Here is a 25,806-nt window from a genome sequence, read left to right as displayed (position 1 = left end):
GCCGGGGCCGCGGACGCCGGAGACGCCGCGGGCCCGTCCGCCGGCTGGTCGGCCGGGGCGGACGGGCCCGTGGGGGAGGAGCTCACCCGGTCAGTCTGCCGGGTGGGGTCAGCCGGTCAGCTGGGGCTGCTGCGCGGTCGTGGGTGCCGGCTGACCGGGTTGCGTCGGCGGCCCGGTCGGCTGGCCGCCCGCCGGGGGAGGGGTGACGGGCGACGGCGGCGGGGTCGGCACCGTGGGCACCGACGGGTCGTTCGGCTCCTCCTCGGTCGTCCCGTCGTCCGGCGGCGCGGTCTCCGTCGGCGTGGCCGGGGTGGTGGGCGTCGGCTCCGTCGTCGGCGCGGACTGCGTCGTCGGCGCGGACTGCGTCGTCGGAGCCGCCTGGGTCTCCGGCGCCGGGACGCCCTCGCCCGTGTCCCCGCGGATGACCGGCCGGTCGGGCAGGTCCTCCTCCGGGGTGCCGGCGAGCACGGTGTCCATGAACTCCTGCCAGATGGCGCCCGGCAGGCCGGAGCCGTAGATGATCGCGCCGTCGGAGTTGCGGATCGGCTGGTAGCCGTCGGTGCCCATCCACACCGCCGTCGACAGCGACGGGGTGTAGCCGACCATCCAGGCGTCGGAGTTGTCGTCGGCGTCGATGCCCTGCGTGCCGGTCTTGGACGCCACCTCGCGGCCGTCGTCGAGCGCCCGGCGCGAGTACTGGGCGACGCCCTCGAGCGCGAAGGTGGTGTCGTTCGCGACGTCCTCGCTCATGACCCGCTCACCGGCCGGGGCGCCGTTCTCGAGCAGGACGGTGCCCTCGCTGTCGGTGACCCGGCTGACGAAGAACGCGTCGCGCCGCACGCCGCCGCTGGCGAAGGTGGCGAAGCCGACGGCCTGGTCGATCGGGCGCATCTCGTACTCGCCGATGCCGATCGAGGAGCCGGTGACCCCGGACTCGGGGGCGGCCAGCGTCGTCTTGTCGTCGAGCAGCGAGCCGGTGGCCGGCCAGGTCTCGGGCATGCCGGTCGCGGCCAGCGCCGTCTCGCGGACGTTCTCGGGGCCCACCTCGTAGGCCAGCCCGTAGAACGTCGTGTTCAGCGAGCGGGTCATCGCCTCGACCAGGGTGCAGGCCGGGCAGGAGGCGCCGCCGGAGTTGCGCACCGGGGCGTCGCGGTCGGGGAAGGTCTGCGGCGAGCTGCCGTCCCGGCGCGAGGTGACGCTGATCCCCTGGTCGAGCGCGGTGGCCAGCACGTAGGGCTTCATCGACGAGCCGGGCTGGCGGCGGGCCTGCGCGTAGTCGACCGCGCCCTCACCGGCGCCGATGTCACCGCCGTAGTAGGCGCGCACCCCACCGGTCCGCGGGTCGACGGCGACCAGCGCCTGGCGCAGCGTCTCCCGCGGCTCGCCGTCCATGACCTCGTTCACTGCGGCCAGCGCCGCGTCCTGGGTGGCCTTGTCGACGGTCGTGGTGATCCGCAGGCCGCCGGCCTGGATCTGCTCCTCGGTGTAACCGCGCGCCTCGAGCTCGGAGATCGCCTGCGACACGACCAGGCCCTCGGGGCCGGTCGGGGTCCCCAGGGACGAGGACTGCGGCTTGGGCAGCACCGGCGGGTAGACCGACGCGTCGCGGTCGGCCTGCGTCATCCAGCCCTCCTCGACCATCGCGTCGAGGACCAGCCCCCAGCGGTCCTGCGCGCCCTCCGGGTTGGACTCGGGGTCGTAGGAGCTGGGGCTGCGGATCTGGACGGCGAGCACGGCGCCCTGCTGCGGGGTCAGCTGGGCGGCCGGTACGCCGAAGAAGGTGTTGGCCGCCGCCTCGATGCCGTAGGCGCCGCGGCCGAAGTAGATGGTGTTGAGGTAGTTCTCGAGGATCTCGTCCTTCGAGTGGTTGTTGTCCAGCTTGATCGCCAGGAACAGCTCCTGGAACTTGCGGCTGAACGTCTGGTCGGAGTTCTGCAGGATGGCGTTCTTCACGTACTGCTGCGTGATGGTGGAGCCGCCCTGCGTCGAGCCGCCGGTGAGGTTGTTCCACGCCGCCCGGACGATGCCGGTGAAGGAGATGCCCGGGTCGGAGTAGAAGTTCCGGTTCTCCGCGGCGAGCACCGCGTTGCGCGCGGGCTCGGAGACCTGGTCGAGCGTGACGTCCCGCCGGTTGGTGTCGCCGAGGCGGGCCATCTCGGTGGTGCCGTCGGCGTAGTACACGACCGTCGTCTGCGACCGCTGCACCGAGCTCGGGTCGGGCACCTCGGTGGTGGCGTAGACGACGCCGACGAAGACACCGAGCAACACCAGCAGGCCGAGCAGGGTGCCGAGGGCGACCTTCAGCCGGCGGCGGCGCCGCTGCTTCTTCGTGCGCGCCTTCTTGCCGCCGCCGGGCTTGCCGCCCGCGGGACGTGCACCGGTGGGCCGGGAGCCGCCGGGACGCGAGCCGCCGGAGCCCCCCGACCGCGTGGCCGTCGGGCGGCCGCGGCCGGCGGATCCGGAGCCGCCGGTCGCCCGGGCGGTCGGCGGGCGCCGCGGCGGGCCGCCGGACGGCCCGACCGGCGTGGTCTCGTCGTGGGGAGGCACCAGGCAGCCCCTCCTCGGGTGTCGGTGGGCGGATCGGGTCCGGCCCAGCGTGGCGTCGTTGGCTGTGGTGACCGGGGAGGACGCGCAGGCGCACCGTCCTCCCCGGGACGGGTGTGACGGACGGGTCCGCCGGTGTGCAACCGTGCGCCCGGCGGTCCTAGTCCGTGGCAGCGCGGCGGCGCCGGCGCGGCTGCCGCCCCGGCTCGGGCTCGTTCCCGAGCACGTAGGAGCAGTCCAGGTGGTTCCACCCGCACCCGCGGCACACCTCGACGGTGTACACGGAGAACTCCTCCTGCATGGCGTCCATCCGGGCGAGTTCCGCCTCGGTCTTCGCCTGCCCGGACACGTGGCCCAGCCCCTCACCGTAGACGTAGTTGACCAACGTCAGGCGCTCGCGGCGGCAGACCGGGCACGGGTCGTCGGTCTGCTCGCCGTGGTACCTCGCGGCGCGGGTGAGGTAGGGGCTGGCGTCGCAGACCTCGAACAGCCCGGTGCGGCCGGCGTGCACGTCCGCCAGGACGGCCCGCCTCTGCAGCGAGTAGTCGACGACGGAGCGACGTCCGGGCACGGCCGTCAATGTACGCAGGTCCGCCGGCGCCCGGGCCCGTCGTCACCCTGTGTGCGCGCCCTCCGCGAGTGGAGGAGGAGCCTCGGGTTGCCGACCGGATCACCTCCCGATGTATCGTCTCGATACATCGAACGGCAGGGGCCGACGGGGGGCGAGATGCTCGAGTTCGCCATCCTCGGACTGCTGCAGCAGTCCCCGATGCACGGCTACGAGCTGCGGAAACGGCTCGCGGAGGTGCTGGGGGGCCTGCGCAGCATCTCCTACGGCTCGCTGTATCCCGCACTGAAGCGGTTGCACGCGGCCGGGTTCGTCACCACCGACGAGTCCGACCGGCGCGCGCCGCTCCCGGCCGACGCACCGCCGCTCACCGGCCGGCGCGGGAAGGTGGTCTACACGATCACCGCGGAGGGCAAGGAGCGCTTCGCGGAGCTGGTCAGCCAGGCCGGTCCCGAGGCGTACGACGACGGCAGGCTCTTCGGCGTCCACCTCGCCTTCTTCCGGCACACCGCCGCCGACGTGCGGCTGCGCATCCTCGAGGGGCGCCGCCGCACGGTCGAACGGCAGCGTGACGGCCTGCGGTCCTCACTGGCGCGGACCCGTGAACGGCTCGACCGCTACACGCTGGAACTGCAGCGCCACGGCCTGGACTCGGTCGACCGGGAGGTGCGCTGGCTGTCGGAGCTCATCGACAGCGAGCGGCGCCGGCCCGAGCCGGGGCCCGGCGGTGAGCGCCCGCCGCCCGGCGAGGGGTGAGGCCGCCCCCGGGCGGGACCCACCCCAGCGACACCGCACAACAGGCACCACGGCTGTCCAGCTCGACCGGCAGCCACCGCCAGGACCGGAACGGTCCCGCGACACGGACCACCCGGTCCAGGGAGAGAGGAAACCCATGGGAGCTGTCAAGGTCGCCATCGTGGGCGTCGGCAACTGCGCCGCCTCGCTGGTTCAGGGGGTGCACTACTACCGCGACGCCGACGAGACCACCTCGGTCCCGGGCCTCATGCACGTCCGCTTCGGCGAGTACCACGTCTCGGACGTGCAGTTCGTCGCGGCGTTCGACGTGGACGCCAAGAAGGTCGGCCGTGACCTCTCCGAGGCCATCGTCGCCAGCGAGAACAACACCATCAAGATCACCGACGTCCCGCCGCTGGGCGTCACCGTGCAGCGCGGCACCACCCTCGACGGCCTGGGCAAGTACTACCGGGCCACCATCGAGGAGTCCGACGAGCAGCCGGTCGACGTGGTCGCGGCGCTGCGGGAGTCCGGCGCCGACGTCCTCGTCTGCTACCTGCCGGTCGGCTCGCAGCAGGCCGCGGAGTTCTACGCGCAGGCCGCCCTCGACGCCGGCGTCGCGTTCGTCAACGCCCTGCCGGTGTTCATCGCCGGGACGAAGGAGTGGGCGGACAGGTTCACCGCCGCCGGCGTCCCGATCGTCGGCGACGACATCAAGAGCCAGGTCGGCGCGACCATCACCCACCGGGTGCTCGCCAAGCTGTTCGAGGACCGCGGCGTGCAGCTCGACCGCACGATGCAGCTGAACGTCGGCGGCAACATGGACTTCAAGAACATGCTCGAGCGCGAGCGCCTGGAGTCCAAGAAGATCTCCAAGACCCAGGCCGTCACCAGCCAGGTCGACCGCGACATGGGCACCGACAACGTGCACATCGGCCCGTCGGACCACGTGCCGTGGCTGTCGGACCGCAAGTGGGCCTACGTCCGCCTGGAGGGCCGCGCGTTCGGTGACGTCCCGCTGAACCTGGAGTACAAGCTCGAGGTCTGGGACTCCCCGAACTCGGCCGGCATCATCATCGACGCCGTCCGCGCGGCGAAGATCGCCAAGGACCGCGGGATCGGCGGCCCGATCCTGTCGGCGTCGTCGTACTTCATGAAGTCCCCGCCGGTGCAGTACAGCGACAGCGAGGCCCGCGACGCCGTCGAGGCCTTCATCCGCGGCGAGGTGGAGCGCTGACGCGCTGACCGCGTCCCGCAAGCCGGCAGGCCCGTCCCCCGACCGGGGGGCGGGCCTGCGGCCTGTCGGGGGCCCGGTGCCGCCGGGCTGCCTACGCTGACCGCCATGCCGCGCCGCCTGCTCGCGATCGCGCTGGTCCTGCTGGCGGTCCTGCTGGCCGGGTGCTCGGACGACCCCGCCGACCGGCAGCCCGGCGACCCGGTGACCGCCGAGGAGGCCGAGGTGCTCGCCGGCCTGCTGGCGCGGGACGCGGAGGAGGGCGGTGCCGACGTCGAGGTCGCCGCGCCCTTCGGCGACGGCGGCCTGCTGCGCCTCACCGGCGAGGTCGACCTCACCGGCTCCGCCGGCCGGGCGCAGGCGGTGACCACCTACGGCGACGGGCGCCCCGACGACACCCGCACGCTGTTCTTCACCCGGGACCGCATCTGGTTCGGTGACGTCCCCGGGCTGGCGGACGCCCTCGCCGCCGCGGGTCTGCCCGACGTCCCGTTCGTCAGCCGCCCGCTGGCGACCGGGCCCGACGCGGTGCCGCTGACCGACGTCCTCGTGACCGTGGTGCTCAACCTGGGCGCCCCCGAGGCCGACGACGCCGCCGCCTTCCGCGGCGGCGAGCACACCTGGGAGGGTCAGCGCTCGGTCGACCGCCGGCTGGCCACGGTGTACGCGGCCGACGCCGGCTGGACGGTCACCGTGGACGACGGCACCGGCCTGCTGCTGCAGTACGTGACCCCGCTGCCCGGGCAGGACACCGAGGTCACGGTGACGCTGTCGGACCACGGGCCGCGGACGATCGCCCTGCCGGAGGACGGGCAGACCGTGGACGCGGCGGCGCACCCGGAGGTCGCGGCGGCGGTCGGGATCTGACGGAGGGCCTCGCCGCCCCCACCCGCGGGCTCGCGGCGGGACCCTGCGGGGAGGCCGTTCCGGCACCCCACCGGGGCCGGGCACGGAAGAGGGGGCGGCCTCTTCCCCAGACCGCCCCCTCCGGGGTCATTCCTACCAGACCTCGCCGGGGCGCGCGCCCCGGACCGCGCTCCCGCGGCGTGTCAGTTCGCGGAGGGGTCGGCCGGTGCCGTGGACAGGACCGCCAGACGGCCGGTCTGCCGGGCGAGGACCGCGCGCCACAGCTGCGGTCCGGACAGCTCGCTGAGCACGTCGCCCGGGGTGCCGGGCACGCACGCCCAGGCGCCCTCGGCGACCTCGGCGGCCAGCTGGCCGGGCGACCAGCCCGCGTAGCCGGCGAACACCCGCAGGCCGGACAGGCCGCTCTCCAGGGTTCCCGGGTCGGCGTCGAGGTCGACGAGGTGGACGTCGCCGGCCACCCGCCGCAGCCCCTCGACCTCACCGGCCGCGCCGGGGGCGCTGGCCAGGCACAGCGCGGTGTCGGTCTCGCACGGGCCGCCGACGTGGAAGACGCCCGGCTCCACGGCGAGGTCGCACCAGCCGGGCAGCACGTCGCGGATCTCGACCTGGCTGGGCCGGCCGAGGACGACGCCGAGCGTGCCGCTGTCGTTGTGGTCGAGCACGTAGACCACGGTGCCGGCGAAGTTCGGGTCGGTCAGCCCGGGCATGGCCACGAGCAGCGAGCCGGGGACGACGTCGTCGAGGGTGCCGGTGGACAGCCGCGGCACCGGCGGACGCCGTCGGCCCGTGACCCGCCGGGTGGGCGGGCCGGACTCGGGTTCGGGTGAGGGCACCGGAGACATCCCGTCCAGTGTGCAACAGTCCGGGCCCCGGGGGAGGGCGGGCGCGCACCGTAGGGTGAGCCGGTGACGCGGGCCGCTGCGACCGTGCGGCTCCTGCTCGGCCGGGAGGACTTCCGCCGGCTGCTGGCCACCCGGCTCCTGGCGCAGTTCGGCGACGGCGTCTTCCAGGCATCGCTCGCCGGGAGCGTGCTGTTCAACCCGCAGCGGGCCACCGACCCGCTCGCCGTCGCCGCCGGGTTCGCGGTCCTGCTGCTGCCCTACTCGGTGCTGGGCCCCTTCGCCGGCGTCTGGCTGGACCGGTGGAGCCGCCGGCAGGTGCTGGTGCACGCCGACGTGCTGCGCGCGGGCCTGGTCGCCGTCGTCGCGGCGCTCGTGGCCACCGGGGCCGGCGGCCTGCCGCTCGCCGTCGCGGGGCTCGCCGTCTTCTCCGTCACCCGGTTCGTGCTGGCGGCGCTGTCGGCCGGGCTGCCGCACACCGCCGACGCCGGTGCGCTGGTGACGGCCAACGCGCTGTCGACGACCTCGGGGGCGGTGGCGACCGTCGTCGGCGGGGCGGCCGCGGTCGGCCTGCTGCAGCTGGCCCCGGCCGGGGACGCCGGCTACGCGGCCGTGACGCTGTCCGCGGCGCTGCCCTACCTCGCGGCCGCGGCGGCCGTGGCGGGCTTCGGCCGGGCGCACCTGGGTCCCGACACCGCCACCCGGTCGGCCCGGCTCACGGCCCGGCAGGTGCTGCGCGGCATGGCCGACGGCGTCCGGGACGTGGCCGCGCACCCGCCGGCGACGGCGGCGCTGGTGGCCGTCTCGGGGCACCGGGTCTGCTACGGCGTGCTGACGCTGGTGTCGCTGCTGCTGTACCGCGGCCCGCTGGCGGAGGGGTCGGGGCCGCTGTTCCCGGGCGGGCTGGTCGGCCTGGGGCAGGTGGTGGGCGCCGGGGCGGTGGGCACGCTGCTCGCGGCGCTGGTCACCCCGGCCGCGGTGCGCCGGCTGGGCCGCCGCCGGTGGACGGCGTCGCTGCTCGTGGCAGGCGCGGTGCTGCAGCCGCTGCTAGGGCTGACCCTCGCGCCGCCGGGGATCGTGACCGGCGGGTTCGTGCTCGGCTTCGTCGCCCAGGGCGTGAAGGTGTGCGTCGACACGACGCTGCAGGAGGTGCTCGCCGACGACGTCCGCGGGCGGGTGTTCTCCGTCTACGACACCCTGGTCAACGTCTCCTACGTCGCCGCGCTCGTGGCCGGGGCGCTGGTGCTGCCGGCCTCGGGGGTCTCGGTGCCGGTGCTGGTCGCCGTCGGCGCCGTGTACGGGCTGACCGCCGTGGCGTTCCTGCGGCGCGGCGCGGAGCCGGCGCGGGTCTAGAGGTCCGGCTCGCAGGCGCCGCGGCCCAGCTGCGCCAGGCCGGCGAGGTCGCCGGGGCCGAGGTCCACCTGGCCGTCGTTGCGCGGCGCCATCAGCTCGGCCGGGTCGTCGACGTGGTCCAGGCCCAGCACGTGCCCGAACTCGTGCATGAGGACGGCGCGCACCGCGGCCCGGCCCTCGGGGGACCCCGCGGCGCCGCCGGCCCAGCCGGCGTCGATGGTCACCGCCCCGGTGACGAACACCCAGGGCCCGCCGGCCGCGGCGGCCGCCTGGCTGCCGCCCAGGCCGGCCACGGTTCCCCCGAGGCCGGGCACCTCCTCCGGGGTGGCCCAGCTGACCAGGACCGGCGCCCAGCGGTCGCCGTAGCGGTCGGGCTGGTACACCGCCCGGTCGTCGGTGTAGCCCTCGTCGGTGGTGCCGTCGGCGACGAACCGCAGGCCGGTGGCGGCCGACAGCCGGGCCAGCGCCTCCTCGACCAGCCCGGCGGCGCCCGGCGGCGCGCCGTCGGGCCGCATGACCCAGTGGACCGGGCGGCACGGGTCGTAGGCGACCGGCGTGACGCCGTCGGCCTGGTGCTCGACGAAGTCGAAGGTGCCGCCGGCCGGGGCCGGCGGCGGCGTGCCGAGCGGGGAGCCCGCCGCCTCGTGCCCGGGCGTGGGCCGGTCCACCGGGACCGCGGGGCTCCCGGCCACGGCGGAGCCGGAGGAGGACTCCCAGGGCCACGGGCGCGGGCCGGCCAGGACCGCGGTGCCCAGGCCGAGCGCGAGCACCAGGACGACGGCCAGCACCCCGCGGACGGCGGGGGAGCGGCGGCGCGGGGGCGGCGGCCCGCTCTCCCGGGCGCGCCACGGCAGCGGGTCGGCGGGGCGGCCGGCCGTCTGGTCGAGCACCCACCGCGGCACGCGTCCGGTGGGCGAGGCGGGGAGGCCGGGCGGGAGCGGCGGGGGCAGGGGCGGCTGCCACCGGCCGGGCGGCGGCTCGGAGGGCCACCCCGGGGGCCGCTCCGAGGGCCGCTCCGAGGGCCACTCCGAGGGCCACGGCGCACGCACGGCACGCCCGTCCTGCGTTCCCCCGTGCACCCGTTCCCCCGTTCGCGGTCCGGCCGTCCGTCCTACCGGCGGACGCGGGGCGCGGGGAGGGGCGCGGGCGGAGGGCACACCCGAGCGGGGGAGTCAGGAGCGGGCGGCCCACCAGGCGCGCAGCTCGGCCTCGGCCTCGTCGGGCCCGAGCGGGCCGCGCTCCAGGCGGAGGTCCTTGAGGTACGTCCACGCCTCGCCGACCTCGCGGCCCGGCGGGATGCCCAGGATCTCCATGATCGCGTTGCCGTCCAGGTCGGGCCGCACCCGCGCGAGGTCCTCGGCCGCCGACAGCTCGGCGATCCGCCGCTCGAGGGAGTCGTAGGTGGCCGAGAGGGCGGCGGCCCGGCGCCGGTTGCGGGTGGTGCAGTCCGAGCGGACCAGCTTGTGCAGCCGGGACAGCAGGTCGCCGGCGTCGGTGACGTAGCGGCGCACCGCGGAGTCGGTCCACTCCCCGCGGCCGTAGCCGTGGAACCGCAGGTGCAGGAAGGTCAGCCGGGCGACCGCCTCGACGACGTCCTTGGGGTAGCGCAGCGCGGTCAGCCGCTTGCGCACCAGCTTCGCGCCGACGACCTCGTGGTGGTGGAAGGAGACCCGGCCGCGCGGCTCGTGCCGGCGGGTGGCGGGCTTGCCGACGTCGTGCAGCAGCGCCGCCAGCCGCAGCACGAGGTCCGGCGACTCCGCGTCCGGATCGGCCTTCTCCAGCGCGATCGCCTGGTCGAGCACGGTCAGCGAGTGGGAGTAGACGTCCTTGTGCTGGTGGTGCTCGTCGATCTCCATCCGCAGCGCCGGCAGCTCGGGCAGCACGCCGTCGGCCAGGCCGGTGGAGACGAAGAGCTCCAGCGCCGCGCGGGGGCTGTCCTGCAGCAGCGTCTTGGACAGCTCCGCCTGCACCCGCTCCGGGGTGATCCGCGCCAGCTCCCCCGACATGTCGGTCATCGCGCGGACCACGTCGTCGTCCGGGGTGAGCCCGAGCTGGGCGACGAAGCGCACCGCGCGCAGCATCCGCAGCGGGTCGTCGGCGAAGGAGTCCGCCGCCGCGCCCGGGGTGCGCAGCCGGCGGGCGAGCAGGTCGCCGAGGCCGCCGAACGGGTCGGTCACCGTGCGGTCGGGGCCGAGGGACACCGCCATCGCGTTGACCGTGAAGTCGCGGCGGGCCAGGTCGTCGGTCAGCGAGTCGCCCCACGCCACCTCGGGGTTGCGGGACTCCCGGTCGTAGCGGTCGGCGCGGAAGGTGGTGATCTCCAGCCGGGTGCCGCGCACCTCGGCGCCCACGGTGCCGAAGGCGATGCCCTGGTTCCACGTGGAACCCGCCCAGCCGCGCAGCAGCCGCAGCACCTGCTCGGGCCGGGCGTCGGTGGTGACGTCGAGGTCGCCGGGCGGCGTCGGCGCGCCGCTGCCGGCGGCCAGCAGGGCGTCGCGCACCGACCCGCCCACGAGGTGGGCCTCGAACCCGGCCGCGGCGAAGCGTTCCCCCAGCTCCACCAGCACGGGCGAGACCTCGACCAGCTCGCGCACGGTCTGCTGCACCGCCGGCGGGACGTCCACGGCGGCCGGACGACTCTTCCGCTCCCCGGACACGACGAGCCAGGGTAGTGCGGCGGCTCGCGCTACCCTCCTGGCATGGCAGGCACCGGCGGACGAGGGCGTCCCGGCCGGCGGCTGCGGCGGGTCGACGAGACCTCCGCCGGGGGCCTCGTGGTCGCCGACGACGGGATCTCCGGCCCGCGGGCCGCGCTGATCGGTCGCACCGACCGCCGCGGCCGGCTGCTGTGGTCGCTGCCCAAGGGCCACATCGAGGAGGGCGAGACCCCCGAGGACACCGCCGTCCGGGAGGTCGCCGAGGAGACCGGGATCATCGGCGAGGTGCTCGCCCCGCTCGGGATCATCGACTTCTGGTTCGTCGCCGAGGGCCGCCGCGTGCACAAGACCGTGCACCACTTCCTGCTGCGCGCCATCGGGGGCGCCCTGTCCGACGCCGACGTCGAGGTGACCGAGGTCGCCTGGGTCCCCCTCGACGAGCTGTCCGACCGGCTGGCCTACGCCGACGAGCGGGCGCTGGTCGAGCGGGCGCCCGCGCTGCTCGCCGACAGTGCGTGACCCGGACCGCGACGTCCATCCTCGGCACAGCACCCCCCGGTCCGGGGCCGGCCGGCGCGGGAGGACGATGACCCGCGTCCTGACGGTGGCCCTGCTGGCCCTTCCGCTCGCCGCCGCCCCGGCACTCGCCCCGGGCGTGGCCCCGGCCGCCGCGGCACCGGCACCGCCGGCCGCGCCCGCGGCCGACCCCGAGCGGCCGGTCACCGTCGACCTCACCCGGCTCGACCCGCGCACGGTCGCCCCCGGCGGCACGGTCACCCTGGCCGGCACGCTGACCAACGACGGCACCGAGACGGTCACCGACCTCGGCGTCCGGCTGCAGCGCGGCCAGGCCGTCACCACCCGCGCCGAGCTGCTCGCCTCCGACGCCGACCCCGACCCGGCCACCGCGTTCAGCACGCCGTTCCAGCCGCTGCCCGGCCAGCTCGCCTCCGGCGACTCCGCGCCGTTCACCGTCACCGTGACCACCGCCGACCTGGCCCTGGACCGCGACGGCGTCTACCCCGTGCTGGTCAACGTCAACGGCACCACCGACGGCGGCGAGCCGAGCCGGGTGGGCGAGGTCCGCACCCACGTGGTGCAGCAGAGCGCGCCGCCGGCCGCCGCCACCGCCGTCGCCTGGCTGTGGCCGCTGGCCGAGCGCACCCACCGCGACGCCTCCGGCGGGTTCGTCGACGACGGCCTGGCCGAGGCGGTCGCCGACGGCGGCCGGCTCGACCGCGCGCTGGCCGTCGTCGAGCGGCTGCCCGCCGTCGTCGCCCCCGGCGCGCCCGCGGCCACGCCCCTGGCCCCGGTGACCCTCGCGGTGGACCCCGCCCTGGTCGAGGAGCTCTCGGTCATGGCCGAGGGCCCCTACGACGTCGGCGGCGAGGAGGGCGCCGGCACCGGCACCGAGGCCGCCGCCGCGTGGCTGGAGCGGCTGCGCGCCGTGGCCGCCGACCACCCGGTGGTGGCCCTGCCCTACGGCGACGTCGACGCCGACGCGCTGCAGGCGGCGGGCCTCGAGCCCGCGCTCACCCGCGCGCTGCCCGGCGCCGCACCCGGGGCCGAGGGCGACACCCCGGAGGGCGGGGGCGTGGTCTCCGCGGCCTCGCCCGGGCCGGCCGGGGCCGCGCTGCTGGCCGACGTCCTCGGGGTCACGCCGCGCACCGACCTGACCTGGGCGGCCGGCGGGGCGCTGCGGCCGGACACGCTCACGACCCTCCGGGAGGGCGGCGTCGAGCAGGTCGTGGTGACCTCCAGCGCGCTGAGCGACGGCGACGCGGCGCTCGGCGTCGCCGGCGGCGGCGCGGCCGCGCGGACCACCGTGCCCGGCACCGACGGCCCGGTCGAGGCGCTGGTGGCCGACGCCGGGCTGTCCTCCGTCGTCGGCACGGCCGACACGGCCGAGGGCGGGCCGCGGGTGGCCGAGCAGCGCTACGTCGCCGAGCTGGTGCTGGTCTCCCAGCAGGCGGCCGCCACCCCGGCCGGCCAGAGCGTCCTGGTCGCCCCGCCACGCGACGTCGACCCCGACCCCGAGGCGGTCGCCGCGATGATCACCGACACCGCGCTGCCCGGGCTGCGCCCGGCGTCGCTGACCGACCTGTCCACGGGCCCGGTCGCCGACGCCGGCACGCCGGTGGACCAGGCCGGCGCGGCGGTGCTCGACCCCGCCGGCGTGGCCGGGCTGGTCGCCGCGACCGCGCTGCGCGACGACCTCGCCGGCGCCGTCGTCGAGGAGCCCGCCACCGTCCTCGCCGGCTACGACGCCGCGCTGGCCCGGGCCGCCTCGGCGGCCTGGCGGGACGACCCGGCCGGCTTCACCGCCGCCGCCGGGGACGTGCGCGACACGCTGGCCGGCCTGCGCGAGCGGGTGACGCTGGTCGCCCCCGCCGACGGCACCTACAGCCTGGCCTCCAGCGACGCGCCCCTGGTGCTCACCGTGCAGAACGACCTGCCCTTCGCGGTCCGGGTGCTGGTCGAGGCGCGCACCCGCGACAACGTCGGCCTGACCATCGGCGACGTCGGCGCGGAGCTCGCCCCCGAGCAGCGCACGACGCTGGAGGTCCCGACCGAGGTGCGCCAGTCCGGCCGCTTCGCCGTCACCGCGAGCCTCACCACCCCCGACGGCGGCCGGCTGGGCGACGACGTCGCGATCCAGGTGCGCAGCACCGCCTACGGGACGATCTCGCTGTCGATCACCATCGGCGCCGCCGTCCTGCTCGGGCTGCTGTTCCTGCGCCGCGGGATCCTCTTCCTCCGCCGCCGCGGGCGGACCGAGGAGGAGCTGCCCGACGGCGCCGGGACCGCCTGGCCGCCCAGCCGGAGCCCGGTGTGACCGGCCACCCCCGCAGCGACGAGGACGCACCCGCCCGGGAGCCGGGGGCGCGCCCGCTGCCGCCGGTGCCCCCTCCCGTGTCCTCCCCGCCCCCCGCGGCGGCGTCCCCGGGGGCGCCGCCGCCCCCGCCGGCGCGCGACCGGTCCCGGCCGCTGCCCCCGCCGCCGTACCCGGTCGCCCCGCCGCCGGGCTCGGGCCTGCCGGGCACCCCGGCGGCCCGCCGCGCCATGCCCCCGGTGCCGCCGGCCCGGCCCCGCCCGCCGGGCGCTCCCCGCACCGGGGACCGGCCCGGGGTGCAGGCCGACGGACGGCGCCCGGCGGCCCCCGGGGCCGACGTGCCCCCGCCCGCGGTCGTCCGGCCCGCGCCCCGGCCGCTGCCGCCGGTGCCCCCGCCGGTGCGGCGCCGCTTCATCCCGGCCGACGAGACGCAGGTCATCCCGATCCTGCACCTGCCCCCGGTCCCGCAGCCCGAGGGTGAGACCGAGGAGGAGGCACGGCGGCGGGAGGGCGCCCCCGGCGGCAGCCGCGGCCTCCTGCGCGCCGCCGGGACGATGGCGGTGGCCACGCTGGTCTCCCGGATCACCGGCCTGCTGCGCACGGTCGTGCTGGCCGCCGCGCTGGGCGTCGGGCTGGTCAACGACGCCTACAACACCGCCAACACGCTGCCCAACATCGTGTACGAACTGCTGCTCGGCGGAGTGCTGACCTCGGTCATCGTGCCGCTGCTGGTGCACGCGCAGGAGCGCGACCGCGACGGCGGCGTCGCCTACGCCCAGCGGCTGTCCACGGTGGCGATCGCCGGGCTCCTGGTGGTCACCGCGCTCGCCGTCGTCGTCGCTCCCGCGCTGACCGCGCTGTACGGCATCCAGGAGGACCCCGACCAGGTGCGGCTGGCCAACTGGCTGGCCCGGATCCTGCTCGTGGAGATCGTCTTCTACGGCATCGGCGCGCTGGCGCAGGCGATCCTCAACTCGCGCGGGGTGTTCGGCCCGCCGGCGTGGGCACCGGTCCTCAACAACGTCGTCGTCATCGCCACCGGCGTGCTGTTCGTGATGGCGAGCGGGGCCGGCGACCTCGAGCCGCGGACGATCACCCCCGGCCAGGTGTGGCTGCTCGGCGGCGGCACGCTGCTCGGCATCGCCGTCCAGGCGCTGGTGCTGGTGCCGCTGCTGCACCGGGCCGGCGTGCCGCTGCGGCCCCGGTGGAGCCTGCGGCAGACCGGGCTGCGCGAGGTCGGCGGGCTGGGCCTGTGGGTGGTCCTGTACGTGGCGGTCAGCCAGGTCGGCGTCGTCGTGGGGGGGGGGGGGGGGGGGGGGGGCGGCCGCGGGGGGGGGGGGGGGGGGGGGGGGGGGGGGGGGGGGGGGCGCGGCGCCGCCGCCCCCCCCCCCCCCCCCCCCAACGCGGCCGCCCGCGAGGGCGGGCTGGGCTCGAGCGCCTTCGCCTACGCCAGCCTGCTGTTCCAGATGCCCTACGGGATCATCGGCGTCGCGCTGCTCACCGCCCTGGTGCCGCGGATGAGCCGCGCCGCCGCCCGGAACGACGTCCCCGGCGTCGTCCAGGACCTCTCCCTCGGCACGCGGCTGTCCGCGCTCGGGCTGCTGCCCGTCGCCGCCACGCTCACCGTCGTCGGCCCGGCGCTGGGGGTCGTCGCCTTCGCCCGCGGCAACACCTCGGTCGACGAGGCGCAGGGCATCGGCGCGGCCCTGGCCGTCGGCGCGTTCGGGCTGCTGCCCATGGCCGTCACGCTCCTGCAGCTGCGCGTCTTCTACGCGATGAAGGACGCCCGGACGCCGACGCTGATCCAGGTCGGCATGGTCCTCGTCCGGGTGCCGCTGCTGCTGCTCGTGCCGGCGCTGGTCGAGCCCGAGCACGTCGTCGCCGGGCTGATGCTGGCCACCAGCCTCACCTACCTCGCCGGCTGGGTGCTCGGGCACCTGGCGCTGCGGCGGCAGCTCGGCGCCGAGCCGGGTGTGGCACGGGGCGGGGCGCTGGGCCCGGTGCTGCGGATGGTGGTGGCGGTGGCGGTGGCGGCCGGCGTCGGCTGGGTCGTCGTCCGCGTGACCCACGACGCGTTCGGCACGTCGCTGACGGGCTCGCTCGGCACCCTGTCGATCGGTACCGTGGTCGTCGGCGTCACGGCCCTCGCCGGGTTCGTGCTCGTCCGCGTCCCGGAGCTCCGGGGACCCCTCGCCGCCGTCCGCGCGCGGCTGGGCCGCGGGTGAGCGGCGGACCGGCGGGCACGGACGGCGTCCCCGGGGCAGCGCGCAGCCGGGGGGAGCGGACAGGGGGTCGGACACGTCCATGACGGCGACGATCACCGGCCTCCCCGACCGGTACCGACCGCTGGACGAGGTCGGGCCCGAGGAACGCACCCCGACCGGTGTCATCCACTGCTGGCGCGCGAAGGACCGCATCCTCAACCGCGACGTCGCCATCCGCGTGCACGTCCCCGGCGGCCCCCCGGCCCGCGCCTGGATCGCCCGCGCCCTCACCGCCGGCGGCCTGGCCACCCCCGCGCTGGCCATGGTCTACGACGCCTCGGAGGGCGGCGGCGGCGAGACCGGCGCGGCCTACGTCGTCAACGAGTGGATCGAGGGGCAGACCCTCGCCGAGCGGCTGCGGTCCGGGCCGATGGGCGAGCGAGAGGCCCGCACCGTCCTGCGCCGGCTGGCCGAGGGCGTCGCGGAGGCGCACCGGGTCGGCCTCGCCGTCGGCGGCCTGAGCCCCGAGACCGTCGTCCTGCGGCCCAACGGGCTGGTCGGCCTCCGCGCCGTCCCCGCGGCCACGGGCACCGTCCAGGAGGACATCGCCGCCCTCGGCGCGCTGCTCGAGTACTGCCTCACCGGCCGGCAGGCCGGCGTCCCCGGGCCCGACGGCGTCCCCGCCGCCGCCCCGCTCATCGCCCAGCCGGACCTGGCCGCCCTCGTCCGCCGCGCCCGCTCCACCGAGCCCGGCGCCCGGCTGGCCAGCGCCGCGGCGATGGCCGCGCTGCTCACCGAGCGGCCGCGGTCCTCGGCCGTGCCGGTCCGCGGCCGCGACGAGAGCGACAGCGGCTGGCTGCGGCGCCTGCGCGAGCACCGCGAGGCCGGGCAGCCCGCCGCGCCGGCGCAGGACGCCGACCGGCCGCAGGGGCGCGAGCCCGACACCCTGCCGCCGGTGCCGCTCGGTCCCGCGCGCTCCCTCCCGCCGGTGCCGGCCGAGGGCTCCCACGACGTCGACGTCCTCGGTGAGCCGGTCGACGAGGAGGACGAGGACGACGCCGAGGACTCGCCCGGCGGCCGCCGGTTCCTGGTCGCCGGCCTGCTGCTGGCCGCCCTGGTCGTCGTCGTGCTGCTCGCCTGGTGGGTGGGCACCAACCTGCTCTCGGTCGCCACGAACGTCGACGAGCGGCCCGGCACGCCCGTGGTCCCGTCCAGCAGTGCGCCCGCCGAGGACAGCGCCGCCCCCGCGCCGGAGGCCGGCACGCCCCTGCCGATCCGTGACGCCACCGTCTTCGACCCCTTCGGCGACGGCGAGCCGGAGAACACCGACGAGGTGCCGGCCACCCACGACGGCGACCCGGCCACCACCTGGTCCACGCTGACCTACCGGGGCTCGGCCGACTTCGGCAACCTCAAGCCCGGCGTCGGCGTCGTCTACGACCTCGGCTCGGCCCAGGCGATCGGCGGCGTCACGCTGACGACGACCACCCCGGGCATCGCCGTCGAGGTCCGCACCGGCGAGGCCCCCGACGGCGACCTCGACTCCTTCGCCGTCGCCACCTCCGGCAGCGTCGACGGGACCACCGACCTCGCCTTCGACGAGCCGGTGACCGCGCAGTACGTCCTGGTGTGGGTGACCGGCCTGGTCCCCGCCGAGGACGGCTTCGCCGGCGACCTGGCCGAGGTCGCCGTCACCCCCGCCGCGGGGGAGTGACCTGCACGTCAGCGGCCTGTTCGCGGGAATCCCGCCCTACGATGCGGCGTTGTGCCCCGCGTGACGGACCCCCAGCCCACCCCCGGCCCCGCGACGACCACCGAGGTCGAGTCACCCGTGATCCCGCCCGCGGAGCACGACGGCATCCGCGACCTGGTCATCATCGGATCGGGTCCCGCCGGTTACACGGCGGCCGTCTACGCCGCCCGGGCCAACCTGCACCCGCTGGTCTTCGAGGGCTCCCAGTTCGGCGGCGCCCTGATGACCACCACCGAGGTGGAGAACTTCCCCGGCTTCGCCGAGGGCATCCAGGGGCCGCAGCTGATGATGGACATGCGCCAGCAGGCCGAGCGCTTCGGCGCCGAGCTGGTCGCCCGCGACGTCACCGAGGTCGACCTCACCGCCACCCCCAAGGTGGTCAAGGTCGGCGACGAGGTGACCCTCGCGCACGCGGTCATCGTCGCCACCGGCTCCAAGTACCGGTACCTCGGCCTCGACAACGAGCAGCGCCTGCTCGGCCACGGCGTCTCCGCCTGTGCCACCTGTGACGGCTTCTTCTTCCGCGACCAGGACATCGTCGTGGTCGGCGGCGGCGACTCGGCGATGGAGGAGGCCACCTTCCTCACCCGCTTCGCCAAGTCGGTGACCGTCGTGCACCGCCGCGAGGAGCTGCGCGCCTCGAAGATCATGCAGAAGCGCGCGCAGGACAACGAGAAGATCCGCTGGGCGCTGGGCAAGCAGGTCACCGACGTGCTCGGTGACCGGACCGTCTCCGGCGTGCAGCTGACCGACGTCGCCACCGGCAGCACCGAGGAGCTCCCCGTCAGCGGCGTGTTCGTGGCCATCGGTCACGACCCGCGCAGCGAGATGTTCGCCGGGCAGCTCAAGCTCGACGACGAGGGCTACGTGCAGGTGGAGCACCCCACCACGCGCACCAACATCGACGGTGTCTTCGCCTGCGGTGACGTCGTGGACCACATCTACCGCCAGGCGATCACCTCGGCCGGCACCGGCGCCGCGGCGGCCATCGACGCCGAGCGCTGGCTGGCCGAGACCTTCGACGAGCGCTGACGGAGGACCCCCAGCGAGGGGGCCGTTCCGGCACGTCACCACCCCCGGGCATACCGCACCCCCTCCGCGGGTTACTCCCCGCGGAGGCCGACCGACCTCGACCGCGACAGAGGAGAACGACCATGGCAGGCAACACCGTGACGGTGACCGACGCGACCTTCGCCAACGAGGTGCTGGGCAGTGACAAGCCCGTCCTCGTCGACTTCTGGGCGGAGTGGTGCGGGCCGTGCAAGATGGTCGCCCCGGTGCTCGAGGAGATCGCCAAGGAGCACGGCGAGAAGCTGACGATCGCCAAGCTCAACATCGACGAGAACCCGCAGATCGCCCGCGACTACCAGGTCATGTCGATCCCGACGATGACCGTGTTCCAGGGCGGCAAGCCGGTCAAGAGCATCATCGGCGCCAAGCCCAAGGGCGCGATCCTCTCCGACCTCGCCGACTACATCTGAGCCGCAGGCTCCGGGCTCCCGAGGGCCCGTCTGGGGACGTCCCAGGCGGGCCCTCGCCGTTCCCGGGGCGGGACGGGCCCCGGGTGGGCCGGGAGGCGTCGCGGAGGCGACAATCGTGGGCACGATGGGTAGCGAGAGCGAGATGCAGCCGCTGGGTCCGGGCAGCCACGGAGCCGCCGTCGCAGACGTACAGGCCGCGCTGCGCAGCCTGGGCCTGCTCCGGCCCACCGACGGCGCCGGGTCCGCCGACGGCGTCTACGACGAGGCCACCGCGCTCGCCGTCCGCCACTTCCAGCAGGTCCGCGGGCTGTCGGTGGACGGCCGGGTCGGCGAGGAGACCTACCGGGCGCTGTCGGAGGCGCGCTGGTCGCTGGGCGACCGGCTGCTGCACCACGACCCCGAGCGTCCCGTGCGCGGCGACGACGTCACCAGCCTGCAGGAGCGGCTGCTCGAGCTCGGCTACGACGCCGGCCGCGCCGACGGCATCTTCGGCCGCGACACCGAGTCCGGCCTGCAGGCCTTCCAGCGCGACTACGGCCTCACCGCCGACGGCACCTGCGGGCCCGCGACGCTGCGGGCGCTGCGCCAGCTGGGACGCAAGGTGACCGGCGGGCGCCCCCAGCTGCTGCGGCAGAGCGCCGAGTTCGTCGAGAGCGGGCCGCACCTGATCGGCCGGCGCATCGTCGTCGACCCGGGCCACGGCGGCGCCGACACCGGCTTCGCCGCCGGCGAGACCACCGAGGCCGACCTGGTGCTGGACCTCGCCAGCCGGATCGAGGGGCGGCTGGCCGCGGCCGGCGCCACGGTCTACCTGACCCGCGGCCGCGAGCAGAACCCGGCGCCGGCCGAGCGGACCGCGTTCGCCAACGACGCCCGCGCCGACCTGTTCATCTCCCTGCACGTGGACGCCCACGACTCGCCGCACGCCCGCGGGGTGGCCAGCTACTACTACGGCACCGGCTCGGGGACGTCGTCGACGGTGGGGGAGCGCTTCGCCGACCTGGCCCGCCGCGAGGTGGTGGCCCGCACCGGCATGCTCGACCTCGGCGGGCACCCCAAGACCTGGGACCTGCTGCGGATGACCCGGATGCCCGCCGTGCGGCTCGACGTCGGCTACCTGTCGCACCCGGTCGACCGGCTGCTGCTGCTCGACGCCCGGCTCCGCGGCACCGTGGCCTCGGCCGTGCTGGCCGCCGTCCAGCGGCTGTTCCTGCCCGCCGAGGCGGACCCGCCCACCGGCACGTTCGTCCTCCCCCAGAGGGTGTGACAGGTGGGGCGCCTGGCGCCCCAGGTGTGACGGGTCCGTCTCACCCGCCGTGTCGGGCGGGCGCTCGCGGCGGCCTCCCTACACTCGGTCCGTGGCCTCTCTCCCGCCGTCGCACGGCCAGCCGCACCGCACGCCGCCGCAGCAGCACGGGCACGTGGTGCCCCGCCACCCGCGGCTGGACCCGCTGGCCGACCGGTACGCAGCCCGCACGCACGGCATGAAGAGCTCGGAGATCCGCGCACTCTTCTCCGTCGTCAGCCGGCCGGAGGTGGTCTCGCTGGCCGGCGGCATGCCCGCCGTCACCGCACTGCCGCTGGACGCCGTCGGCTCGATGATCGGCGAGCTGGTCAGCGGCATGGGCGCGCAGACCCTGCAGTACGGCTCCGGCCAGGGCGACCCGCGGCTGCGCGAGCGCATCTGCGACGTCATGGCGCTCGAGGGCATCACCGACGCCTCGCCCAGCGAGGTCGTGGTGACCGTCGGCTCGCAGCAGGCCCTGGACCTGGTGACCCGCGTCTTCTGCGACCCGGGCGACGTCATCCTCGCCGAGGGCCCGTCCTACGTCGGCGCGCTCGGGGTCTTCCAGGCCGCCGAGGCGCGGGTGAAGCACGTCGCCATGGACGACGACGGGCTGGTCCCGGAGGCGCTGGAGCAGGCGCTGCTCGAGTGCCGGGCCAACGGCGACCGGGTCAAGTTCCTCTACACGGTGCCCAACTTCCACAACCCGGCCGGCGTGACGCTCTCCGAGCCGCGCCGCCAGGCGATCGTCGACATCGCCGACCGCTACGACCTGCTGGTCATCGAGGACAACCCCTACGGCCTGCTCGGCTTCGACCACGAGCCGATGCGCGCGCTGCGGGCCCGCGACGCGCAGCGGGTCATCTACCTCGGCTCGTTCTCCAAGACCTTCTCCCCGGGCCTGCGGGTGGGCTGGGTGCTCGCGCCGCTCGCCGTCCGCGAGAAGCTGGTGCTGGCCACCGAGGCGCAGGTGCTCTGCCCGCCCTCGCTCACCCAGTACGCCGTCGCCCGGTACCTGGACACCCAGCCCTGGCGCGAGCAGATCAAGCTGTTCACCGAGCTGTACCGGGAGCGGCGCGACGCCACGCTGGAGTCGCTCGACGCCCTGATGCCCCCGGGCACCACCTGGACCCGGCCCGACGGCGGCTTCTACGTGTGGCTGAAGCTCCCGAACGGCCTGGACTCCAAGCTCATGCAGCCGCGCGCGGTGGGCGCGCACGTCGCGTACGTCCCGGGCATCGGCTTCTACGCCGACGGGTCGGGCCGCGAGTACATGCGGCTGTCCTACTGCTACCCCGAGCCGGACCAGATCCGGGAGGGCGTGCGCCGGCTGGCCCGGGTCATCGAGGCCGAGCTGGACCTGCACTCCACCTTCGACGCCGTCGACACCGGCACCTTCCGCGCCGTCGGCCGGACCGACACCACCGCCGAGACGATCGTCGGCCCCGCCAGCAGCGACCGGATCGAGGACTGACGTGACCGGACCCGTGACCGACCCCGCCGCACCGGCCGCCCCGGAGGACGAGGAGACCGCGTTGCGTGCCGTCGTCCTGGCCGGTGGCCTGACCTTCGAGCGCGAGGTCAGCCTGTCCTCGGGCACCCAGGTGGTGGAGGAGCTGGCCCGCGTCGGTGTCGACGCCGAGCTGCGCGACGCCGACGCCGAGTTGCTGCCCGGTCTGGCCGCCGCCCCCGCCGACGCGGTGTTCATCGCCCTGCACGGTGCCACCGGCGAGGACGGCGCCCTGCGCGCGGTCCTCGACCTGGCCGGCGTCCCCTACGTCGGCTCCCCGGCCGCGGCCTGCCGGCTGGCCTGGGACAAGCCCGCGGCCAAGTCGGTGGTGCGCACGGCCGGGGTGACGACGCCGGACTGGGTGGCGCTGCCGCACAGCACCTTCCGCGAGCTGGGCGCCGGCGCCGTCCTCGACCTAATCGTCGCCCGGCTCGGGCTGCCGCTGATGGTCAAGCCGGCCTCGGGCGGCTCGGCGCTGGGCGCGCAGAAGGTCACCCGCGTCGAGGACCTGCCCGCGGCGATGGTCAGCTGCTTCGCCTACGGCGACACGGTCCTCGTCGAGCGGTTCGTCGACGGCGTGGAGCTGGCCCTGTCGGTGGTCGACCTGGGGGAGGGGCCGGAGGCGCTGCCGGCGGTGGAGATCGCCCCGGAGTCCGGCGTCTTCGACTACACCGCCCGCTACACGCCCGGGCTGACCGAGTACCACGCGCCGGCCCGCGTGTCCGAGGACGTCGCGGCTCGCGCGGCCGAGGTCGCGGTGCGAGTGCACCGGGCGCTGGGCCTCGCGGACCTGTCCCGCACCGACGCGATCGTCTCGCCCGACGGCGAGGTGCACTTCCTCGAGGTGAACGTCTCCCCGGGGCTGACCGAGACCTCCATGTTCCCCATGGCGGTCGAGGCCGCCGGGCACGACCTGGGCGAGGTCCTCTCGCGGCTGCTCACCCGCCGGGCGCAGAGCTCGCGGTGACGTAGAGACAGAGGCCCGGTTCCGTCCGTGACGGAACCGGGCCTTTCTCGTCAGGCGCCTTCCGACTCCTCGCGGCGGCCGGTCAGGTCCGGCGCCATCTGGCCGATGATGCGCTGCAGGTCGTCGACCGAGCCGAACTCGACGACGATGCGGCCCTTGGCCCGGCCGATCTGGATCTTCACCTTGGTCTCGAAGACGTCGGACAGCCGGCCGGCGAGGTCCTCGACACCCGGCGCGCTGATCCGGCGGGCGCGGCGGCGGGAGGCCGGCTGCTCGGCCACGGCGAGCGCGACCGCCTCCTCGGTGGCGCGCACCGACAGCCCCTCGGCCACGATCCGGGCGGCCAGGGCCTCCTGCGCCTCGGCGTCGTCGAGGCCCAGCAGCGCCCGCGCGTGCCCGGCGGAGATGACGCCCGCGGCGACCCGGGTCTGGACCTTCACCGGCAGCTTCAGCAGCCGGATGGTGTTGGTGACCTGTGAGCGGCTGCGGCCGATCCGCTGCGCCAGCTCCTCGTGGGTGGCGCCGAACTCCTCCAGCAGCTGCTGGTAGGCCGCCGCCTCCTCCAGCGGGTTGAGCTGGACGCGGTGGATGTTCTCCAGCAGCGCGTCGCGGAGCAGCGCGTCGTCCTCGGTGTCCCGGACGATCGCCGGCACCGTCTCCAGCTCGGCCGCGCGCGCAGCCCGCAGCCGCCGCTCGCCCATGATGAGCTCGTAGGGCGCACCCCCGTCGCCGTCGGTGCGCTCGCGCACGACGATCGGCTGCAGCAGGCCGAACTCGCGCACCGAGTGGGTGAGCTCCTCGAGCGCCTCGTCGTCGAAGACCTGCCGCGGCTGGCGCGGGTTGGGGACGACGTCGCTGACGGCGACCTCGCGCAGCTGCGCGCCGGGGACGCCGACCGCGGCCGTGCCCGGAGACGACGCGGCCTGCGCGGCGACCGTCGCGGCCGCCTGCGCCGCCGGTGGCAGCAGGGTGACCGGCGCCGGCGCCCCACCAGTCCCGGGCGTCCCACCCGTCTCGGGGGCGGCCGGAGCCGGGCCGTCGGCCTCGGGCGGCGTCGGCTGCTCGACCGGAGGGGCGGTGGGGATCAGCGCCGCGAGACCCCGGCCGAGGCCACCACGCTTGCTCATCGGGTCTCCTCGTCGACGGAGGTCGGAACGGGCAGGACGGCGGCGTCGGTGCCGGTGAACGCCGGGTCGGCGTGCCGGGCGGTGCCCGGCCGGACGGCGGGCATCGGCGCGGTCGCCGGCGCGGGGGGCGGCGGCGGGGGGCCCATGGGCCGGACGTCGATCGGTTCCAGGCCGACGCCGCGCTCGGCGAGCTCGCGCGCGGCCTCGACGTAGCTGGTGGAGCCGCGCGAGCCCGGGTCGTAGGTGAGCACGGACTGCCCGTACCCCGGCGCCTCGGACACCCGGACGTTGCGCGGGATGACCGTCGCCAGCACCAGGTCCCCGAAGTGGCTGCGGACCTCCTCGGCGACCTGGTCGGCGAGCTTGGTGCGGCCGTCGTACATCGTCAGCAGGATGGTGCGGACGGCGATCCCCGGGTTGAGGTGCGCGCGCACCAGCTCGATGTTGTTGAGCAGCTGGCCCAGGCCCTCCAGCGCGTAGTACTCGCACTGGATCGGGATGAGCACCTCGTCGCCGGCCACCAGCGCGTTGAGCGTCAGCAGGCCCAGCGACGGCGGGCAGTCGATGAGGACGTAGTGCGGGCGCTGGTCCTCGGGCAGGCCGTGGATGTAGCCCTCGATCGCCCGGCGCAGCCGGTACTCGCGGGCGACGACGGAGACCAGCTCGATCTCCGCGCCGGCCAGGTCGATCGTCGCCGGGACGCAGCGCAGGTTCGGGCTGGCCGTCGTCGGGTGGACGACGTCGGCCAGCGAGCTGTCCCCGACGAGGGCGTCGTAGATCGACGGCGTCCCCACCGTGTGCTCCACGCCGAGGGCGGTGCTGGTGTTGCCCTGCGGGTCGAGGTCGATGACCAGCGCCCGCAGGCCGTAGAGCGCCAGCGCCACGCCCAGGTTGACCGTGGAGGTGGTCTTCCCGACGCCGCCCTTCTGGTTGGCGACGGTGATGACCCGGATGCGCCCGGGTGCGGGGAACGGCTCCTGGTCGGCGGCGTGCAGCACCCGGGTGGCCCGCAGCGCCTCCATCGCGATGGGACTGTCGAAGTCCCCGCCGGAGTGGGCCGCCGAGTCGGCCGCGAGGCTGCTGCGCAGCCGCTGGCCCGGGTCGGTCATCGCGGGTCCTCCCTGCCGACCCGTTTCACGTGGAACGGGACGGGTACCTGGTCGCGTTCCACGTGGAACGCCGTCGTCGTCCCGCGGGGCCTCACCGTCGGCCCCGCGTCATCACCACCACGGTAGTGGCAGCGTCCCCCAGCCCGGCGCCGACAGCCCGGACGTGGACGTCCCGCATGCCCGCGGCCTCCAGCTCGGGGAGCAGCGCGGGCAGCTCCTCCACCGCGCGGGCGCCGACGAGGGCCACCAGCTGCGCGCCGGGCCGCAGCAGTCCGCGGCTCCAGCCGAGCAGCCGGGGCAGCGCGGCGACCGCCCGGGCGGTGACGACGTCGACCGGGCCGACGGCGGTCACCACCGAGCGCTCCTCGGCGCGGCCGCGGACCACGCGCCACGGGGCGCCGAGCTCGGCGACGACCTCCTCGAGGAACTCGACCCGGCGGGCCATGGGCTCCACCAGGGTCATCCGCAGGTCCGGCCGGGCCAGCGCGAGCGGGATCCCCGGGAGGCCGGCGCCGCTGCCGACGTCGACCACCCGGGCCCCCTCGGGCACGGCCTCGGCGACGGCGGCGCTGTTGAGCACGTGCCGCTCCCACAGCCGTGGGACCTCCCGCGGGCCGATCAGCCCGCGGGTGACGCCGTCGGAGGCGAGCCGGGCGACGTAGCGCTCGGCGCCGGGCAGCCCCGCCCCGAAGACGGAGGCGGCCACCTCCGGGGCGGGTGGGGCGGACGGGACGGGAGTG

Annotated in this window: 21 protein-coding genes; 13 read left to right on the top strand and 8 right to left on the bottom strand. The window is 76.1% G+C overall.

Going from position 1 to position 25,806, the window contains the following annotated elements; all coding sequences use genetic code 11:
• Positions 1-108: 108 nt before the first annotated feature.
• Together ACI8AB_RS19330 and ACI8AB_RS19325 are read right to left on the bottom strand one after the other, a co-directional pair.
• On the bottom strand, positions 109-2,547 hold the full coding sequence (locus tag ACI8AB_RS19330) for a transglycosylase domain-containing protein (protein ID WP_456951446.1): 2,439 nt from the start codon (positions 2,545-2,547) through the stop codon (positions 109-111).
• Positions 2,548-2,704: 157 nt separating this feature from the next.
• Positions 2,705-3,115 carry a DUF5318 family protein gene (locus ACI8AB_RS19325; RefSeq protein WP_387988613.1) on the bottom strand — a complete coding sequence of 137 codons (411 nt, stop codon included), beginning with the start codon at positions 3,113-3,115 and terminating at the stop codon, positions 2,705-2,707.
• Between the two features lie 156 nt (positions 3,116-3,271).
• Here ACI8AB_RS19325 and ACI8AB_RS19320 point away from each other — a divergent pair, with 156 nt between their 5' ends.
• The 3 genes from ACI8AB_RS19320 (at position 3,272) to ACI8AB_RS19310 (ending at position 5,948) form a co-directional block, all read left to right on the top strand.
• A complete protein-coding gene (locus tag ACI8AB_RS19320) occupies positions 3,272-3,868 on the top strand; it encodes a PadR family transcriptional regulator (RefSeq protein WP_387988614.1) in 597 nt (198 codons plus the stop codon).
• Between the two features lie 136 nt (positions 3,869-4,004).
• Positions 4,005-5,084, top strand: a complete 1,080-nt coding sequence (locus ACI8AB_RS19315) for an inositol-3-phosphate synthase (protein ID WP_456951445.1) — start codon at positions 4,005-4,007, stop codon at positions 5,082-5,084.
• A gap of 105 nt (positions 5,085-5,189) precedes the next feature.
• Positions 5,190-5,948, top strand: a complete 759-nt coding sequence (locus ACI8AB_RS19310; protein ID WP_456951444.1) for a hypothetical protein — start codon at positions 5,190-5,192, stop codon at positions 5,946-5,948.
• A 182-nt stretch (positions 5,949-6,130) separates the two neighbouring features.
• Here the strand turns inward: ACI8AB_RS19310 and ACI8AB_RS19305 are convergent, their stop codons facing one another.
• Positions 6,131-6,781 (bottom strand): YqgE/AlgH family protein, encoded by a 651-nt coding sequence (locus tag ACI8AB_RS19305; RefSeq protein WP_387988617.1) that lies wholly within the window; start codon positions 6,779-6,781, stop codon positions 6,131-6,133.
• Between the two features lie 72 nt (positions 6,782-6,853).
• Here ACI8AB_RS19305 and ACI8AB_RS19300 point away from each other — a divergent pair, with 72 nt between their 5' ends.
• Entirely contained in the window at positions 6,854-8,140 is a 1,287-nt protein-coding gene (locus ACI8AB_RS19300) for an MFS transporter (RefSeq protein ID WP_456951443.1), read from the top strand.
• On the opposite strand, the gene ACI8AB_RS19295 is transcribed toward ACI8AB_RS19300, so the two are convergent.
• Together ACI8AB_RS19295 and ACI8AB_RS19290 are read right to left on the bottom strand one after the other, a co-directional pair.
• Positions 8,137-9,030 (bottom strand): matrixin family metalloprotease, encoded by an 894-nt coding sequence (locus tag ACI8AB_RS19295; RefSeq protein WP_456951442.1) that lies wholly within the window; start codon positions 9,028-9,030, stop codon positions 8,137-8,139. The genes ACI8AB_RS19300 and ACI8AB_RS19295 overlap by 4 nt on opposite strands.
• A gap of 282 nt (positions 9,031-9,312) precedes the next feature.
• Positions 9,313-10,797, bottom strand: a complete 1,485-nt coding sequence (locus ACI8AB_RS19290) for a CCA tRNA nucleotidyltransferase (RefSeq protein WP_456951441.1) — start codon at positions 10,795-10,797, stop codon at positions 9,313-9,315.
• Between the two features lie 42 nt (positions 10,798-10,839).
• Here ACI8AB_RS19290 and ACI8AB_RS19285 point away from each other — a divergent pair, with 42 nt between their 5' ends.
• The 9 genes from ACI8AB_RS19285 (at position 10,840) to ACI8AB_RS19245 (ending at position 22,830) form a co-directional block, all read left to right on the top strand.
• Positions 10,840-11,316, top strand: coding sequence for an NUDIX hydrolase (locus tag ACI8AB_RS19285; protein ID WP_387988621.1), 477 nt, complete (start codon positions 10,840-10,842; stop codon positions 11,314-11,316).
• Positions 11,317-11,383: 67 nt separating this feature from the next.
• On the top strand, positions 11,384-13,633 hold the full coding sequence (locus ACI8AB_RS19280; RefSeq protein ID WP_456951440.1) for a DUF6049 family protein: 2,250 nt from the start codon (positions 11,384-11,386) through the stop codon (positions 13,631-13,633).
• Between the two features lie 335 nt (positions 13,634-13,968).
• Positions 13,969-15,855, top strand: a complete 1,887-nt coding sequence (gene murJ / locus ACI8AB_RS19275; RefSeq protein WP_456951439.1) for a murein biosynthesis integral membrane protein MurJ — start codon at positions 13,969-13,971, stop codon at positions 15,853-15,855.
• Positions 15,856-15,934: 79 nt separating this feature from the next.
• Positions 15,935-17,548, top strand: a complete 1,614-nt coding sequence (locus ACI8AB_RS19270; RefSeq protein WP_456951438.1) for a hypothetical protein — start codon at positions 15,935-15,937, stop codon at positions 17,546-17,548.
• Between the two features lie 51 nt (positions 17,549-17,599).
• Positions 17,600-18,619: a thioredoxin-disulfide reductase gene (gene trxB / locus ACI8AB_RS19265; protein ID WP_456951437.1), complete on the top strand. Its 1,020-nt coding sequence runs from the start codon at positions 17,600-17,602 to the stop codon at positions 18,617-18,619.
• A 122-nt stretch (positions 18,620-18,741) separates the two neighbouring features.
• Complete coding sequence (gene trxA, locus ACI8AB_RS19260; protein WP_387988625.1) at positions 18,742-19,068, top strand: thioredoxin; 327 nt, start codon at positions 18,742-18,744, stop codon at positions 19,066-19,068.
• Positions 19,069-19,192: 124 nt separating this feature from the next.
• Positions 19,193-20,335, top strand: a complete 1,143-nt coding sequence (locus ACI8AB_RS19255; protein ID WP_456951436.1) for an N-acetylmuramoyl-L-alanine amidase — start codon at positions 19,193-19,195, stop codon at positions 20,333-20,335.
• Positions 20,336-20,426: 91 nt separating this feature from the next.
• Complete coding sequence (locus tag ACI8AB_RS19250) at positions 20,427-21,827, top strand: aminotransferase-like domain-containing protein (RefSeq protein ID WP_456951435.1); 1,401 nt, start codon at positions 20,427-20,429, stop codon at positions 21,825-21,827.
• A 1-nt stretch (position 21,828) separates the two neighbouring features.
• Positions 21,829-22,830, top strand: coding sequence for a D-alanine--D-alanine ligase family protein (locus ACI8AB_RS19245; protein WP_456951434.1), 1,002 nt, complete (start codon positions 21,829-21,831; stop codon positions 22,828-22,830).
• Positions 22,831-22,880: 50 nt separating this feature from the next.
• Here ACI8AB_RS19245 and ACI8AB_RS19240 read toward each other — a convergent pair whose 3' ends face one another.
• The 3 genes from ACI8AB_RS19240 to rsmG form a co-directional block, all read right to left on the bottom strand.
• Entirely contained in the window at positions 22,881-23,957 is a 1,077-nt protein-coding gene (locus ACI8AB_RS19240; protein ID WP_456951433.1) for a ParB/RepB/Spo0J family partition protein, read from the bottom strand.
• On the bottom strand, positions 23,954-25,066 hold the full coding sequence (locus ACI8AB_RS19235) for a ParA family protein (RefSeq protein ID WP_456951432.1): 1,113 nt from the start codon (positions 25,064-25,066) through the stop codon (positions 23,954-23,956). Before ACI8AB_RS19235 ends, ACI8AB_RS19240 begins: the two co-directional genes overlap by 4 nt.
• Positions 25,067-25,157: 91 nt before the next feature.
• A complete protein-coding gene (rsmG, locus tag ACI8AB_RS19230) occupies positions 25,158-25,772 on the bottom strand; it encodes a 16S rRNA (guanine(527)-N(7))-methyltransferase RsmG (protein WP_456951431.1) in 615 nt (204 codons plus the stop codon).
• Positions 25,773-25,806: the final 34 nt, after the last annotated feature.

This window comes from Geodermatophilus sp. SYSU D00698, assembly GCF_054050335.1.
This window is presented reverse-complemented; position numbering and strand designations above follow the sequence as displayed.